This window comes from Rhodococcus sp. UNC363MFTsu5.1 (assembly GCF_000686785.1).
GTDB lineage: Bacteria > Actinomycetota > Actinomycetes > Mycobacteriales > Mycobacteriaceae > Rhodococcus_G > Rhodococcus_G maanshanensis.
Map to the genome: position 1 here is coordinate 15872 of NZ_JMLO01000001.1, position 14023 is coordinate 29894.

Below are 14023 nucleotides of genomic sequence, written 5' to 3' on the forward strand. Positions count from 1 at the left end.
CACCATGGTGCCCCACCGCATGGCCCGCACTCGGGGATACCAGGCGCCAGGTCACGGAAACCCAACGGTTGTCGCGGATGCTCGCCTGCCGGCGAGACATCTGATTCACTTGGTGCCGAATGTGACCTGAGTGACTGGTGTTACCTGTGTGGAAGGAGAGCGGCGCCGGCGGATCACCCCGCATCCGGCGCCCATCCCGAAGATGAAGATGACCACGATGATGGCCGGGCTGGCCGCCGCGACCCTGACCGCGATGGTGCTGCCCGCGGCGGCGTTGGCCGAACCCGCGGCCGACACCGCCGCCGAGACCCCGCTGACCGGCAAGACGGTCTTCCTCGACCCCGGCCACCAGGGCACCGCTCACACCGAGAACCTCGCCAGGCAGGTCGACGACGGCCGCGGGGGCAAGAAGGACTGCCAGACCACCGGCATGACCAGCCAGGGTGGTCTCGCCGAGCACACGATCAACTGGGACGTCTCGCAGCTGGTGAAGACGAGCCTGGAGACCCTGGGCGCGAAGGTCGTGCTCAGCCGTCAGGACGACTCCGGCTGGGGCGGTTGCGTGGACGAGCGCGCCAGGGCGGCGAACGAGTCGGGCGCGGACCTGGCCATCAGCATTCACGCGGACTCCACCACCGCGGAGGCGGACGCGACGCGACACGGGTTCCACATGATCATCCCGGAGCTGCCGGTGCCCGACCCCGCCGTCGACAAGGCGCAGTCCGGCAAGGGCCTCGAGGCCTCGCGCGCGATGCGCGACGTCTACGTCAAGAACGGCTTCACGCCCGCGAACTACGCCGGGGTCGTCGAAGGACTGCAGACCCGCAGCGATGTGGCAGGCCCCGCGCTGACCACCGTCCCGCTGGTCTTCGTCGAGATGGGCAACGGGTCCAATCCGGAGGATTCGGCCGTCCTCGACAGCCTCGACGGCAGGCTCAAGCACGCGATCGCGATCACCACCGGCGCCGTCAACTTCCTGATGGACGCCGCGACGGTCGCCTCGACACCCGCGACGGGAACCACCACCACCACGACCGCTGCGCCCACCACGACCGCTGCGCCCTCCACGACGACCGCCGCGCCCTCCACGACCGCGACGGCCGACGAGCAGGCGACGCCCTCCACCACGACCACGACCACGACCACGACGAAGCCCGCACGGCCGAGCACGACGGCGACCGAGAAGGCCGCTCCGGCGGACGGCGGTCTCAGCCAGGTGCTCGTGATGCTGCAGCCGCTGCTCGAACAGCTGGGCCTCGGCGGCTTCTCCGGACTGGCCACCGACGAGAACCTGGGGCTGGTCTCGAAGCTGCTGAGCGGGCTGCTCGAGACGTTGACGGCGCAGGGCGCCACGCGCTGACCCCAGACAGGGCCGCATCCCAGCCTGTTTCGACCGACCTAAGATGGGTGGCCGGTCGAAACGGGAGGTGGTGCGGTGGCAAAGCGGGCGATACCGGTGGTCCTTGTCGCGGGATTCCTCGGCGCGGGCAAGACCACCCTGCTCAACCACCTGCTGCGCAACAACCGCGGCGTGCGGATCGGCGTCATCGTCAACGATTTCGGCGCCGTCAACATCGACTCGATGATGGTGGCGGGACAGGTCGATTCGATGGTCTCGCTGAGCAACGGCTGCCTGTGCTGCGCGGTGGACGTGAGCGAGATGGACTCGATGCTCGACCGGCTGGCTCACCCCCGCTCGGACATCGACGTGATCGTCGTCGAGGCCAGCGGGCTGGCGGAGCCGCGGAACATGGTCCGTCTGGTGCTCGGCAGTGAGAATCCGCGAATCGTCTACGGCGGGCTGGTGGTGCTGGTCGACGCCGTGGAGTTCGAGGACACCAGGGCGGCCAACCCCGAGCTGGATCTGCACGTGCGGATGGCGGATCTGTTGGTGCTCAACAAGACCGACCGGATCGCCGAGCCCGACCTGCGATCGGTGCTGGCCCGCGTCGAGGAGCTCGGCGGCCGGTCGCCGGTGCTGCCGACCGCGCACGGCCGCATCGACCCGAGGTTGCTCTTCGACGAGGTGACCAGGGTCGACGAGGGCCCGCGTCAGCTCAGTCTCGACGAATTGCTCGCCGATCCGCACGACCACGACTGCGGGGGGCACGAACACCTGCACGACCGCTACGAGGCCGTGACGTTCACCAGCGCGCAGCCGATGGACCCGCGGGCCCTGATCCGTCTGCTGGAGGACCCGCCACCCGGCCTGTACCGAGTCAAAGGCTTTGTGTACTTCGGCATTCCGGGACACACCCAGCGGTACACCCTGCAGACCGTCGGCAGGCAGATCCGGTTCGAGACGGGTCCGTGGGGCAGGCGAGCGGCTCGCGTCACCGAGCTGGTGCTGATCGGTGCCGGGCTCGACCCGGATGCGCTTGCGCGCCGCATGGACGACTGCGTCCGGATACACGAAAGCGGTGCAGAGGCCATGACCGGCGTGCACCGCTACGTGGTGGAGAACTAGAACCTAGGGACGCGTTGCACGCCTGCGGCGCTGATTGCTGCCGCCGCCCTGCGAGCCACCGGACCCCGGCGTCTCGCTGCTGTACATCACCGTGGGCTGACCCGAACCCTGGCCGCGTCCACGGCCGCCCGAGCCCCGACCGCCGCCGGCGGTGGCACCCTCGCCGCCGCGGCCTGCCGCGGAACCGGACTGCCCACGGCCACGGCCGCCGCCCTGCGCTCCGCCGCCGCGGGTGCCGCCCTGGCCGCCGCCGCCGCGGGTGCCGCCCTGGCCGCCGCCGCTGCGAGCGCCGCCCTGGGCACCGCCGCGACGCTGACCGCCGCCGCCACCGCCACGACGGCCGCCGCCGCCGCCGCCCTGGCCCTGCGGCTGGGTGGCGGGCTTGGGTGCCGGGATGACATGCGGCGCGATCTCACCGACCAGCGCGGTGACCGGGTCGGAATCCGCGGTCACCTGCTGCGGGGTCACCTTGATAGCCGCCTTGCGCATGAGGATGGCGAGGTCCTTGCGCTGCTCGGGCAGCACCACCGTCACCACGTCGCCCGCGCTGCCCGCGCGTGCGGTGCGGCCGGAACGGTGCAGGTACGCCTTGTGTTCGGCGGGCGGGTCCACGTGCACGACCAGCTCCACGTCGTCGACGTGCACGCCGCGCGCCGCGACGTCGGTCGCGACCAGCACGCGCGCCTCACCGGCGGAGAACGCGGCCAGGTTGCGGTCGCGCGCGGCCTGCGACAGGTTGCCGTGCAGGTCCACCGAGGGGATACCGGCCTCGGTGAGCTGACGGGCCAGCTTGCGGGCCTGGTGCTTGGTGCGCATGAACAGGATCCGGCGGCCGGTGCCGGAGGCCAGCTTGTGCACGAGGTCCTTCTTGGCCTCGACGCCGTGCACGTCGAACACGTGGTGCGTCATCGCGGCGACGGGCGAGTTGGCCTCGTCCACCGAGTGCAGCACCTCGTTGTGCAGGAAGCGCTTGACCAGCTTGTCCACGCCGTTGTCGAGGGTCGCGGAGAACAGCAGCCGCTGGCCCTGCGTCGGGGTGGCCGCGAGGATCCGCGTCACGACGGGCAGGAAGCCCAGGTCCGCCATGTGATCGGCCTCGTCGAGGACGGTGATCTCCACGGCGTCGAGGGAGACGAACTTCTGCTTCATCAGGTCCTCGAGGCGACCGGGGCACGCCACGACGATGTCGACGCCCGCCTTGAGGGCCTGCACCTGACGGTGCTGCGAGACGCCGCCGAAGATGGTGGTGACGCGCAGGTCGTAGGCGTTGGCGAGGGGCTCGAGCGTCGCGGTGATCTGGGTGGCGAGCTCGCGGGTCGGGGCAAGGACGAGCCCGAGCGGGCGACCGGGGCGACGCTTGCCGCCAGCCAGGTCGCCGGCAAGGCGGGCGACCATCGGGATGGAGAAGGCGAGGGTCTTGCCGCTGCCGGTCTTGCCTCGCCCGAGCACGTCGCGGCCTGCCAGGGTGTCCGGCAGGGTGTCGACCTGGATCGGGAAGGGGGAGGTGATGCCGCCGTCGGCGAGCGCCCTCACGAGGGGTTCGCGCACGCCGAGGTCAGCAAAGGATTTCGTCATGTGGGTCGAGTGCCTTTCAGGCATCGGGTTGCACTGTTCGACGCACGGGGGAATCGAGCGGATCCACACGTCTGTCAGCACAAGTTGGCGAGATTGCCGGTGGGCAAAATCGATCGCCGTAAGAAGAGCTCGTGCTGGGGTGCACCGATCAACGAGTTCGTTGAGGAAGCGTTCCACGACGTTTGGCGCGCATACAGCCGCGCCAGGTGTCACCAAGGATAGCCGACGATCGGACCGCGCCGATCGTCGGCTGCGTCACACCCGGCTACAGACCCACCCACTCCGTGACGCCGTCCGCGAAGTGCTGCCGCTTCCAGATCGGCACCTCGGCCTTGATGCGTTCGACCAGCGCCGAACACGCCGCGAAGGCCTCCGCACGGTGCGGCGCCGCGACCGCGGCGACCAGCGCCAGGTCCCCGACGACCAGGGGCCCCACCCGGTGCACGGCCGCGACCGGGAGCCCGGTCTCGGCGGACACCTGCTCGCAGCACTCGCGCAGGAAGAGCTGGGCGTCCGGGTGCGCCTGATACTCCAGTGCCGAGACCGACTGTCCGCCATCGTGGTTGCGCACCACACCGCTGAACAGCACCACCGCGCCGTGCTCGGGGCCCGCGACCGCCGCGTCCACCGCGGCCTGGTCGATGGGTTCGGTCGAGATCAGAGCGAGAAGCTCACGCATCGTGCATCCCTCCGCCTGCGACCTGCGCCAGCAGGTGCTCGAGGATCGGTTCGAGTACCGACATGCCGTCGCGGACACCACCGGGAGAGCCCGGCAGGTTGACCACCACGGTGCGGCCGGACAACCCCGCCAGTCCGCGGCTGAGCGAGGCATGCGGGGTCTTCTCGGACCCCTTGCGGCGCATGGCCTCCGCGAGACCGGGCAGCTCCCGGTCCAGCACGGCGCGGGTGGCCTCCGGGGTCTGGTCGGTGGGGGACGCACCCGTTCCGCCGGTGGTCACCACGAGGGCGGGTGCACCGGTGAGCGCATCGGCCAGCCCGGTGGCGATGTCGGCGTCGGCGTACACCAGGGGCCCGCGCACCGAGAGGCCCTGCGCGGTCAGCCATTCCGCGATGACGGGTCCGGTGGTGTCCTCCCGCGTGCCGTGGGCGCCCCCGGTAGAGGCAACCAGGACGACGGCGGATCGCGTTCCGGCCGTGGCGGTTTCGGCCTCGGTCTCGGTGTTGGTCTCCGCTTCGACGTCATCGGGACGAACCCAGTGCCCGCGCTTGCCTCCCTCCTTGGTCAGCAACCGCACGCCGTTCATGGTGGCGGCCGGGTCGACGGCCTTGACCATGTCGTGCAGCGTCAGCCCGGCCACGGCGACCGCGGTCAGCGCCTCCATCTCGACGCCGGTCTGGCCGGTGGTCTTGGCGGTGGCCTCGACCGTGATGGTGGTCTCGGTGAACCCGAACTCGATCTTCACCGAGGACAGCGAGAGCTGATGGCACAGCGGGATCAGCTCGGAGGTGCGCTTGGCGCCTGCGATGCCCGCGATCCTGGCGGTCGCGAGCACGTCAGCCTTCGGCATGCCGTCGGCGCGGACAAGGGCGATCACCTCGGCGGTGGTCTGCAGTTCCCCGCCCGCCACCGCGATGCGGGTGGTGGTCGCCTTCGCGCTGACGTCGACCATGCGCGCGCGGCCCTCGCCGTCGAGATGAGTCAACTCGTTCGTCGTCGGTTCGTCGTTCACAGTGGCCACACCCGCACGTTGTCTCCCGCCTTCATTGTCGTCACATTCTCGGGGATGTCGATCAGGACGTCCGCGCGGGCCAGGGCCCCGACCAGGTGTGAACCCGGCCCGGACTCGAGGGCGACGCCGCCGTCGACCCGTCTGCCGCGCAGGAACTGTCGCCTGCCAGGAATCGAGGTGATCGGCTCGGCCAGCACGAGTTCCTCACGGGGGATGGCGGGCAGGCCCGCGGCCCGGCGCAGCAGCGGCCGCACGAACACCTCGAAGGAGACCATCGTGCTGACCGGGTTCCCAGGAAAGTTCAGCACCGGGACGCCGTCGATCTCGGCAACGCCCTGTGGCCCGCCCGGCTGCATGGTGGTGTGCCCGAACCAGCCGCCCAGCGGGGTGAGCACCTCGCGCACCACCTCGAAGTCGCCCATCGACACCCCTCCGGAGGTGATCACCAGATCCGCGGAAGCGGTTGCGCGGTGCAGGATCTCACCGAACACGGCGAGGTCGTCGTCGCTGCGGTCCACGAACACCACGTCCGCGCCATTCGCCGTCAGGCTCGCAGCGAGCGCCACCGAGTTGGATTCGTAGATCTGTCCTGGCCGCAGCGGCTCGCCTGCACGGACCAGTTCGGCGCCGGTGGCGATCACCGCGGCCCGCGGGCGGCGCAGGACCGGGACGGTGGCGAGGCCGACCGCCGCGAACAGGGACAGGTGCCGCGCACCGAGCGCGGTGCCTGCCGCCAGCAGCAGGTCGCCCGTCCGGACGTCGGTGCCCGCCTCCCGGACGTACTCGCCGGCCCGGCGCGGTACCCGGATCGTCACCGAGTCCTCGGTGGCGTCGGTGTCCTCGACCGGGACGATGGCGTCCGCGCCGGCCGGGATCACGGCCCCGGTCATGATCCGGACCGCGCTGCCGGGAGCGAGCGGGGCCGGCTCGGCGGGACCCGCCGCGATGGTCCCGGTCACCGGCAGGGTGACCGGCACGGCGGCCAGCGAGGCGGCGGCGACCGCGAACCCGTCCATCTGAGAGTTGCGGAAGAGAGGCAGATCCAGCGGGGAGCGCACATCGGCGCCGAGCACCCGTCCGAGTGCCTCGGTGACGGCGACGTCCTCCACGGTCGGTGCCAGCAGCGGCGCGAGGAGGCGTTGCACCTCGGCGGAGTGCTCCTCGACAGATCTGCTGGTCATGGCGTTTCCTGCGGCATGGGGCCAATCCTAGGCAGGCGCTCGGCGCGACGAGCAACCCGTGTTGGCCGCATACTGGTGGGGTGGCAGAGCTGATGACGCGATGACTGCGACCGTCAGGGCGGTCCAGATGGGGCTTCCGCGTGTCCGCAACAGCCACCCGTCGATTGCCGATCGTCCCGACGTCCCCGAGCTGGTCGACCGGTTCGGTCGGGTGGCCAGGGACCTGCGCGTGTCGATCACCGAGAAGTGTTCGCTGCGCTGCACCTACTGCATGCCCGCCGAGGGCCTGCCCGCGATCCCGCGTGAGCGGTTGCTGACCGCGGAGGAGATCGTCCGGCTGGTTCGGATCGCGGTCGAGGAGCTCGGCGTCCGGGAGGTCCGGTTCACCGGCGGCGAGCCGTTGATGCGCCCCGACCTCGAGGAGATGATCGCCGGCTGCGCCGCGGCGGTGCCGGGCATCCCGCTGTCGATGACCACCAACGCGGTCGGACTCGAACACCGGGCCGAGGCGCTGGCCGCGGCCGGTCTGACCCGGGTGAACGTGTCCCTCGACTCGATCGACCGGGCACACTTCGCCGAACTCACGCGTCGCGATCGCCTGCCCTCGGTGCTGGCCGGTATCCGCGCGGCGGCCGCGGCGGGCCTGGCGCCGATGAAGATCAACGCCGTGCTGATGCCCGAGACCCTCGGCGGCGCGGCCGATCTGCTGGAGTGGTGTCTCGCGGAGGGCTGTCACCTCCGGTTCATCGAGGAGATGCCGCTCGACGCCGACCACGCCTGGGCCCGCGACTCCATGATCGCCGCGACCCAGCTGCTCGAGGTGCTGGGCGAGCGGTTCGAGCTGACCGAGGCGGGACGCCCGGACGATCCCTCCGCCCCGGCCGAGGAATGGCTGGTGGACGGCGGGCCTGCCACGGTCGGCATCATCGCCTCGGTCACCAGGAACTTCTGCGGCGACTGCGACCGGACCAGGCTCACCGCGGAGGGAACCGTCCGGTCCTGCCTGTTCAGCGACGACGAGATCGACCTTCGCGCCGGGCTGCGCTCGGGCGCGAGTGACGAGGACCTCGCGCAGTTGTGGCGGGGCGCGATGTGGAACAAGTGGGCGGGCCACGGGATCAACGCGGCGGGTTTCGAACCGCCGCAACGCAGTATGGGGGCGATCGGTGGCTGAACAGGCGATTCTGGTGCGCTACTTCGCTGCCGCGGCGGAAGCGGCAGGGTGCACCGAGGAATCCGTGCGGATCGGTGAGGGGGCTGACCTCGGGGCGCTGAGGTCCGTGCTCGTCGAGCGGCACGGTCCCAAGATGGAGCGGGTGCTGACGGTCGCCGCGTTCCTGCAGGGTGACGAGCTGACCCGCGACCTCGCTCTGGTGGCCGCGCCGCGCGTCGACGTGCTGCCCCCGTTCGCGGGCGGCTGATCAGCCCTCGCCGGTCATTCACTCGTCGAAGGTGCCTCGGTGGCCAGCCACTCGTCGAATGTGACAGCGCCGTAGCGGTTTTCCGTCGTCAGGTTCAACCCCGCGCGCAGGAATCGCCCGGGTGCGCCGGGCATGGGGACCGGGAGGACAAGGGCCCGGCTGCCGGTCGCGCGCTTCCAGGACTCGGCCAGCTCACGCATCGTCCGGACCTCCGGGCCGCCGACCTCGATCCTGCCACCAGCGGTGGCGGACTCGGTCAGCGCGGCGTCCGCAAGGGCCCGGGCCAGGTCCGTCGGGGCGATCGGCTGGAAGCGGGCGCCGCGGACCGCCGGGATCACCCCGAACCGCGCGGTCGTGGCGAAGATGGACCGCAGCAGCTGGTGGAACTGCGTCGATCGCACGATCCGGACGTCGAGGCCGGATGCGGAGTAGATGCCCTCCTGCTCGGTCAGTGCCTCGTAGTAGGAGAACCGCACCCGGTCCACGCCGACGATCGACAGCAGCACCGCTCGCCGCACACCGGCCGCCCCGGCGGCGCGCACCAGGTTCCGGGCGCCCTCGGTGAAGACCGGCCTGGTCTTTCGGGTCTGGCCGTTCACCGCGGAGATCACCGCGTCGACGCCGTCGAGCGCCGCGGCCAGTCCCTCGCCGGTGAGCAGGTCCGCGGTGACGTGGTCGGCGCCGGGACCTTCGGGGGAGTGCCTGCTCAGGGTCAGCACCCGGTGCCCGCGCGCGCGGAGTTCGGCGACCACCGCCGCGCCAGCGGTGCCGGTGCCGCCGGCGACCAGGACGGTGCTCATCGCGTCACTTCCACCAGTCGTCGAGCGGCGACACGGGCACCGCGCGCTTGTGCCTGGTGTTCCGGTACATCGCCTCGAGCTTCTCGGCCACCGCGGCGGTCACCTCCTTGCCCTCGAGGTAGTCGTCGATCTCGCTGTAGCGCAGGCCGAGTGCCTCCTCGTCGGGCAGCGCGGGCCGGTGGTCCTCGAGGTCGGCGGTCGGGACCTTGGCCCAGGTGCTGGCGGGCGCGCCGAGATGCTGCAGCAGCGCGGCGCCCTGTCGCTTGCTCAGGCCGGTCAGTGGCGTGAGGTCGACACCGCCGTCGCCGTACTTGGTGAAGAAACCGGTGATCGCCTCCGCGGCATGGTCGGTGCCGATCACCAGGTGACCGAGCTGTCCGGCGATGGCGTACTGGATCACCATCCGCTCGCGGGCCTTGATGTTGCCGCGCACGAAGTCCCGCAGTTCACCGTCGTGCCCGATGATCTCGGCGAGGCCCCCTGCGCTCTCGGCCGCCGCGGCGTCCGTGCTCGGCTTGATGTTGACGGTCACCGAGCGGTCCGGCTTGATGAACCCGAGCGAGATCTGGGCGTCGTGCTCGTCGGCCTGCACGCCGTACGGCAGTCGGACCGCGACGAACTCGGCGTCGTGGCCCTCGGCCCGCAGTTCGGCGGCGGCCAGCTGCGCCAGCCGGCCCGCCAGGGTGCTGTCCTGGCCGCCGCTGATCCCGAGCACGAATCCCTTGGCGGGAGTGGAACGCAGGTAGCCCTTGAGGAAGTCGACGCGCGCCCGCACCTCGCCCTCGGCGTCGATCGTCGGCTTCGCGCCGAGTTCTTGCAGGATTTCCGCACGGAGATTCGCCATGCGCGTCACTCTAGCGACGGTCGGCGGTGTGCGCGCGGGTGCGCGCGGGGACCGGTCGGCGGGCGATCCGGCGGGAGATACAGTGCCACGCGTGCCCAACGTGACCGCGCCCAGATTCCTCGTCGTGTCCGCCACCGAGGGGGAGGCCGCATACGTGCCCGACGGATTCGAGGTGGTCGTCACCGGGATCGGCAAGGTCGCCGCGGCGGTCGTGGTCACGGAGGCGCTCGCGCGGTACCGACCCGACGAGCGCCCGTCGGTGGTCAACATCGGCACCGCGGGGGCGCTGCACGAGCACCATGCCGGCCTGTTCGTGCCGTCCGCGGTGCTCAATCACGACATCAGCGCGGAGGTGTTGCGCTCGCTCGGACATCCGGTGACGGACCGGATCACGCTCCCCGACGGGGACGATTCGGTGCTCGCGACCGGCGACGTGTTCATCTCCGATGCTGCGGTGCGGGACGCGCTCGCGACCAGGGCCGACCTCGTCGACATGGAGGGCTTCGCGGTGGCCGCATCCTGCGCGCGGATGGGCGTCGGCTGCCGAATCGTCAAGCACGTCAGCGATCGTGCGGACGAGTCGGCCATGGACTGGCCTGCCCAGGTGGACGCGAGCGCCCGGATCCTCGGTGACTGGTTGACCGAGAACCTGTAGCGCCGCCGTCGTCACCGGGCGCGCAGGCCGAGTCCGTCGCCGTCCGCCTGCATCACGCGGGCCCGGTCTCCGTCGACGGTGAAGGTGGTCTCGCCGTTCAGCACGCCCAGCACCGCCCGCTCGACCTCGGCGACGTCGGGCTCGCACGCCATCATCGTGGTCGCGAGCGGGCCGAAGGTGACCGTGTCTCCCGCAACCTGGGCGGTGCCGGTCATCCTGTTGCACCCGGTGGATCCGCTGACCGAACCGTCGTCGCCGATCAGCAGGGTGGGGGCGGCGGTCTCGAGGGCGACCGACGTGGTGACCGCGGTCGGGCTGATCAGTTGGTCGACGACCCAGGTGGTCCCGGTGATCGGACGGTCCGGGGTGGCGATCTTCTTGTCCACGAGGGTGACCGAGGTGTCGCTCGTGGACAGCGTGAGGGTGTCACCGTCGAGGGTCCAGGCCGGATCGGCCTCGAAGAGCGAGGTCATCCACTCGTCGGCGCCCGCGGTGTCGCCGACGCAGGCCATCATGGTGGTCGCGATGGGGCCGGTGACCACCTTGCCGTCGGACAGGTCGACGGTGCTGTTGCCGCGGTTGCAGCCCGCGGTCATGGAGATCCGGTCCTGCCCCACGAATTCGACAGTGAGCGGCCCGCCGCCGGGAATGGGAGTGCCCTCGACCTCGGTGGAGACGAAGGTGCGTCCCTGGAGGTCCGCACCGCTCGGCGTCGGCGTGCTCTCCGCGCTGCATGCGGTGAGGAAGGCGGCGGCGAGCAGGGCGAGTCCGGCTACACGGCGAAGACGCATGCCCGGAGCCTAGTGACCCGCCGGGCTTTCGGTGACCCGTCGGACCAGATCCTCCCAGGCGTCGGCGATCCGCTCGATCGGCATGTGCATGGTGCGGATCTGGTGCATGACGAGTGAGGCCTCGAGGGGAGCGAGCAGGCTGTGGGCGAGCAGTGGGATGTCGCCCTCGGTGCCAGCCGCGCGCAGCAGCATCGCCACGTGGGTGAGGCTGACCTGGCGCGGGGCGCTGCCGAAGCGGAGTTCGGGGGAGTCCTCCACCGCGCGGAGGGTGTCGCCGCTGAGGTCGACGAGCGCGATGCGGGCCCGGCCGAAGGCGACGAGGCGGTCGATGGGTTCCGCACCGGGACCGAGGGGTGGCGGTCCGTACATGAAGGCGTGCTGCAGTTCCTGCTCGGTGTGGTCGAGGAGGGCCTGCATCAGACCGGACCGGCTGCCGAACCGCCGGAACACTGTGCCCTTGCCCACACCGGCCTTCGCCGCGACCGCGTCCATCGTCACGGCGTCCGCGCCCCGCTCGGCGACCAGCGCGGCGGCGGCATCCAGCAGCAATGCGCGGTTGCGCACGGCGTCGCACCGTTCGGCCTCGGGCTGGTCCGCCATCTGGATCGGGGTGGTCTCCACGACGCGATCGTACCCTCCCCGGAATATAAGTGGACCGTGGTCCGGTTAGCTGATATACCTAGATCGGCAAGCGCCCCTGGATCATCGAAGGAAGTCCTCATGTCTCACGCCAACGTTCTCGTCCTGGTCGGCAGCCTGCGCGCCGCCTCCGTCAACCGTCAGCTCGCCGAGACCGCGGTCACCGTCGCGCCCGAGGGTGCGAACGTCACGGTGTACGAGGGCCTCGCCGACGTGCCCTTCTACAACGAGGACATCGACGTCCCCGGCACCATCGACAGCGTGGAGGCCCTGCGCGCGGCCGCCGGTGCCGCCGACGCCCTGCTGCTGGTGACGCCCGAGTACAACGGCACCATCCCCGCCGTGCTCAAGAACGCCATCGACTGGATCTCCCGCCCCTACGGCTCCGGTGCCGTCTCGGGCAAGCCGGTCGCCGTGATCAGCGCCTCCCCGAGCCCCAACGGCGCGAAGTGGGCCCACGAGGACACCACCAAGGCCGTCGGGATCGCGGGCGGCAAGGTGGTCGAGGACACCGCGCTCGTCATCGGCGGCGCCTTCGAGAAGTTCGGCGACAAGCACGCCAGCGAGAACGCCGAGGTCTCGGCGCAGCTCGCCAAGGTCGTCGCCGACCTGGTGAACGCGACCAAGGTGCTCGTCGACGCCTGACGCATCTTTCCCCTTCGCGGCCGGGCGGTGCATCGCGCACCGCCCGGCCGCGGGTGCATGTGAGGGCGCCGCGGCGGCCGGTCAGTCGAGCGTGACCCGCATCATCTCGGTGCGTGCGACAACCCGGTCGCGTTCGTCGGCGAGGGCGAGCCGGCGCTCGTCCTGCATGTACCCGTCCAGTGCTGACTGGGATTCGAACGTGAACAGCTGGATCTCCAGGGGCTCATCCCCGGTGCCGTCGGTGCGGGCGCGCTGCAGGACCCGGCCGCCGTGCTCGGTCACGAGCTCGAGGACCCGATCCTCGTACCTGCCGAGACCTTCCTCTTCGCCGGGACGGGCCCACAGCAGGACGCACAGTGAAATGCTCACCGCGGCAGCGTAACCGCCGATCACAGCCCGGCCTGCTCGAGGGCGTCGTCGACGGCATCGCGGACCTCGTCGATGCTGCGGCCCGCCGACAGCTCGCTCATGGTGAGCGCCTCGATCTGCGGCTCGACCTCCGCGTACCGGGCCAGCCAGCGTTCCTTGTCGGCCTGCCAGTAGCCCATGATGTCGAATCGTTCCGCCGTCCAGCCCAGTTCGCGGCGGACGTGCCTGCGGATCTGCCGCGAGGCGCCCGTCTCGCCCGCCGACCAGATGTAGCCGGGGCCGTCCCGGAGCCGGTGGGCCCGTAGCCACGCGGGCAGCGCGCTCGGGGTCCGGCCGTTGCCGGTGTCGTGCAGCCAGGTCACCGTCAGCTCCGCGTCGGTGACCCAGTCCTGCTCGTCGGCCGGTTCCGGGATCTCGGCGACCAGGTGGACGCCGGTTCCCTGTGGCAGGCCCTCGATGATGCGCGCGGCGGCGGGTAGCGCGCTGAGGTCCGCGAGCAGCAGTTGCCAGCGCGCGTCCGCTGGCGGCCGGTACCAGCCCTTCGGATGGGACAGCCGCACCGGCTCGCCCGGCTCGGCCGCGCGCGCCCACTCGGCGGCCCGACCGCCCGCGTGCACCGCGAAGTCGATGTCGACGCTGCCGGTGCCGGAGTCCCAGTGGCGCACGGTGTAGCTGCGCCGGTGGTCGTCGCCGAACTCGATGAGCAGTCGCTCGTCGGGATCGCCGCTGGAGGCGAACGCGGCGGGGTCCGCGAGCCCGAATCGGATCCGTCGCAGGCTGGGGGACAGGTGGGTGGTCGACACCACCGAGGCGTGGAACTGGGGATCCTCGGCGGTCGGCACCGCCTCACCCTAGGCCGGTCGGGTGCCCCCGCATGCATATCGGTGAAGTGCCGCGCACGACACCGCGAAAATGTGACCTGCGACACGCCGAGGGGGCGTGTTC

16 protein-coding genes are annotated in these 14023 nt (G+C 71.0%); 6 read left to right on the forward strand and 10 right to left on the reverse strand.

Annotated elements, in window-relative coordinates; translation table 11 throughout:
- The first annotated feature begins 202 nt into the window (after window positions 1-202).
- Both BR31_RS0100095 and BR31_RS0100100 read left to right on the forward strand, forming a co-directional pair.
- Window positions 203-1360 (forward strand): N-acetylmuramoyl-L-alanine amidase, encoded by a 1158-nt coding sequence (locus BR31_RS0100095; protein WP_027499135.1) that lies wholly within the window; start codon window positions 203-205, stop codon window positions 1358-1360.
- A 75-nt stretch (window positions 1361-1435) separates the two neighbouring features.
- Window positions 1436-2467 carry a CobW family GTP-binding protein gene (locus BR31_RS0100100; RefSeq protein ID WP_027499136.1) on the forward strand — a complete coding sequence of 344 codons (1032 nt, stop codon included), beginning with the start codon at window positions 1436-1438 and terminating at the stop codon, window positions 2465-2467.
- A 3-nt stretch (window positions 2468-2470) separates the two neighbouring features.
- On the opposite strand, the gene BR31_RS0100105 is transcribed toward BR31_RS0100100, so the two are convergent.
- The 4 genes from BR31_RS0100105 to BR31_RS0100120 all read right to left on the reverse strand — a co-directional run bounded on the left by BR31_RS0100105 (window position 2471) and on the right by BR31_RS0100120 (window position 6914).
- Window positions 2471-4042 (reverse strand): DEAD/DEAH box helicase, encoded by a 1572-nt coding sequence (locus tag BR31_RS0100105; RefSeq protein ID WP_027499137.1) that lies wholly within the window; start codon window positions 4040-4042, stop codon window positions 2471-2473.
- Window positions 4043-4307: 265 nt separating this feature from the next.
- Window positions 4308-4721, reverse strand: coding sequence for a molybdenum cofactor biosynthesis protein MoaE (locus tag BR31_RS0100110; RefSeq protein WP_027499138.1), 414 nt, complete (start codon window positions 4719-4721; stop codon window positions 4308-4310).
- On the reverse strand, window positions 4714-5733 hold the full coding sequence (gene moaCB, locus BR31_RS0100115) for a bifunctional molybdenum cofactor biosynthesis protein MoaC/MoaB (RefSeq protein WP_037175134.1): 1020 nt from the start codon (window positions 5731-5733) through the stop codon (window positions 4714-4716). The genes BR31_RS0100110 and moaCB overlap by 8 nt, the downstream gene beginning before the upstream one ends.
- On the reverse strand, window positions 5730-6914 hold the full coding sequence (locus BR31_RS0100120; RefSeq protein ID WP_027499140.1) for a molybdopterin molybdotransferase MoeA: 1185 nt from the start codon (window positions 6912-6914) through the stop codon (window positions 5730-5732). The genes moaCB and BR31_RS0100120 overlap by 4 nt, the downstream gene beginning before the upstream one ends.
- Window positions 6915-7014: 100 nt before the next feature.
- Here BR31_RS0100120 and moaA point away from each other — a divergent pair, with 100 nt between their 5' ends.
- Both moaA and BR31_RS0100130 read left to right on the forward strand, forming a co-directional pair.
- Window positions 7015-8088 (forward strand): GTP 3',8-cyclase MoaA, encoded by a 1074-nt coding sequence (gene moaA, locus BR31_RS0100125; protein ID WP_027499141.1) that lies wholly within the window; start codon window positions 7015-7017, stop codon window positions 8086-8088.
- Entirely contained in the window at window positions 8081-8335 is a 255-nt protein-coding gene (locus BR31_RS0100130; protein WP_027499142.1) for a MoaD/ThiS family protein, read from the forward strand. The genes moaA and BR31_RS0100130 overlap by 8 nt, the downstream gene beginning before the upstream one ends.
- Before the next feature lie 14 nt (window positions 8336-8349).
- Here the strand turns inward: BR31_RS0100130 and BR31_RS0100135 are convergent, their stop codons facing one another.
- On the reverse strand, window positions 8350-9135 hold the full coding sequence (locus tag BR31_RS0100135) for an SDR family oxidoreductase (protein ID WP_027499143.1): 786 nt from the start codon (window positions 9133-9135) through the stop codon (window positions 8350-8352).
- A gap of 4 nt (window positions 9136-9139) precedes the next feature.
- Window positions 9140-9979, reverse strand: a complete 840-nt coding sequence (gene nadE, locus BR31_RS0100140) for an ammonia-dependent NAD(+) synthetase (protein ID WP_027499144.1) — start codon at window positions 9977-9979, stop codon at window positions 9140-9142.
- A 100-nt stretch (window positions 9980-10079) separates the two neighbouring features.
- On the opposite strand from nadE, the gene BR31_RS0100145 reads away from it, so the two are divergent.
- Entirely contained in the window at window positions 10080-10634 is a 555-nt protein-coding gene (locus BR31_RS0100145) for a nucleosidase (RefSeq protein ID WP_027499145.1), read from the forward strand.
- 11 nt (window positions 10635-10645) lie between these two features.
- On the opposite strand, the gene BR31_RS0100150 is transcribed toward BR31_RS0100145, so the two are convergent.
- Together BR31_RS0100150 and BR31_RS0100155 are read right to left on the reverse strand one after the other, a co-directional pair.
- Window positions 10646-11425, reverse strand: a complete 780-nt coding sequence (locus BR31_RS0100150) for an META domain-containing protein (RefSeq protein WP_027499146.1) — start codon at window positions 11423-11425, stop codon at window positions 10646-10648.
- A gap of 9 nt (window positions 11426-11434) precedes the next feature.
- Window positions 11435-12025, reverse strand: coding sequence for a TetR/AcrR family transcriptional regulator (locus tag BR31_RS0100155; protein WP_027499147.1), 591 nt, complete (start codon window positions 12023-12025; stop codon window positions 11435-11437).
- Between the two features lie 120 nt (window positions 12026-12145).
- Between BR31_RS0100155 and BR31_RS0100160 the strand changes: the two genes are divergently transcribed.
- The gene (locus BR31_RS0100160; RefSeq protein WP_027499148.1) at window positions 12146-12709 is read left to right on the forward strand and encodes an NAD(P)H-dependent oxidoreductase; all 564 of its coding nucleotides are present in this window, start codon (window positions 12146-12148) and stop codon (window positions 12707-12709) included.
- An 81-nt stretch (window positions 12710-12790) separates the two neighbouring features.
- Here BR31_RS0100160 and BR31_RS0100165 read toward each other — a convergent pair whose 3' ends face one another.
- Window positions 12791-13078: a hypothetical protein gene (locus BR31_RS0100165; protein WP_027499149.1), complete on the reverse strand. Its 288-nt coding sequence runs from the start codon at window positions 13076-13078 to the stop codon at window positions 12791-12793.
- A gap of 20 nt (window positions 13079-13098) precedes the next feature.
- Window positions 13099-13920, reverse strand: coding sequence for a siderophore-interacting protein (locus BR31_RS0100170; RefSeq protein ID WP_027499150.1), 822 nt, complete (start codon window positions 13918-13920; stop codon window positions 13099-13101).
- Window positions 13921-14023 lie beyond the last annotated feature (103 nt).

What these genes read in the sequence shown, in the direction of transcription:
- nadE (WP_027499144.1), bottom strand. Translation starts at nt 9,979, where the DNA reads ATGGCGAATCTCCGTGCGGAAATCCTGCAAGAACTCGGCGCGAAGCCG.
- BR31_RS0100160 (WP_027499148.1), top strand. Translation starts at nt 12,146, where the DNA reads ATGTCTCACGCCAACGTTCTCGTCCTGGTCGGCAGCCTGCGCGCCGCC.
- BR31_RS0100135 (WP_027499143.1), bottom strand. Translation starts at nt 9,135, where the DNA reads ATGAGCACCGTCCTGGTCGCCGGCGGCACCGGCACCGCTGGCGCGGCG.
- BR31_RS0100150 (WP_027499146.1), bottom strand. Translation starts at nt 11,425, where the DNA reads ATGCGTCTTCGCCGTGTAGCCGGACTCGCCCTGCTCGCCGCCGCCTTC.
- BR31_RS0100105 (WP_027499137.1), bottom strand. Translation starts at nt 4,042, where the DNA reads ATGACGAAATCCTTTGCTGACCTCGGCGTGCGCGAACCCCTCGTGAGG.
- BR31_RS0100095 (WP_027499135.1), top strand. Translation starts at nt 203, where the DNA reads ATGAAGATGACCACGATGATGGCCGGGCTGGCCGCCGCGACCCTGACC.
- BR31_RS0100120 (WP_027499140.1), bottom strand. Translation starts at nt 6,914, where the DNA reads ATGACCAGCAGATCTGTCGAGGAGCACTCCGCCGAGGTGCAACGCCTC.
- BR31_RS0100155 (WP_027499147.1), bottom strand. Translation starts at nt 12,025, where the DNA reads ATGGCGGACCAGCCCGAGGCCGAACGGTGCGACGCCGTGCGCAACCGC.
- BR31_RS0100110 (WP_027499138.1), bottom strand. Translation starts at nt 4,721, where the DNA reads ATGCGTGAGCTTCTCGCTCTGATCTCGACCGAACCCATCGACCAGGCC.
- moaA (WP_027499141.1), top strand. Translation starts at nt 7,015, where the DNA reads ATGACTGCGACCGTCAGGGCGGTCCAGATGGGGCTTCCGCGTGTCCGC.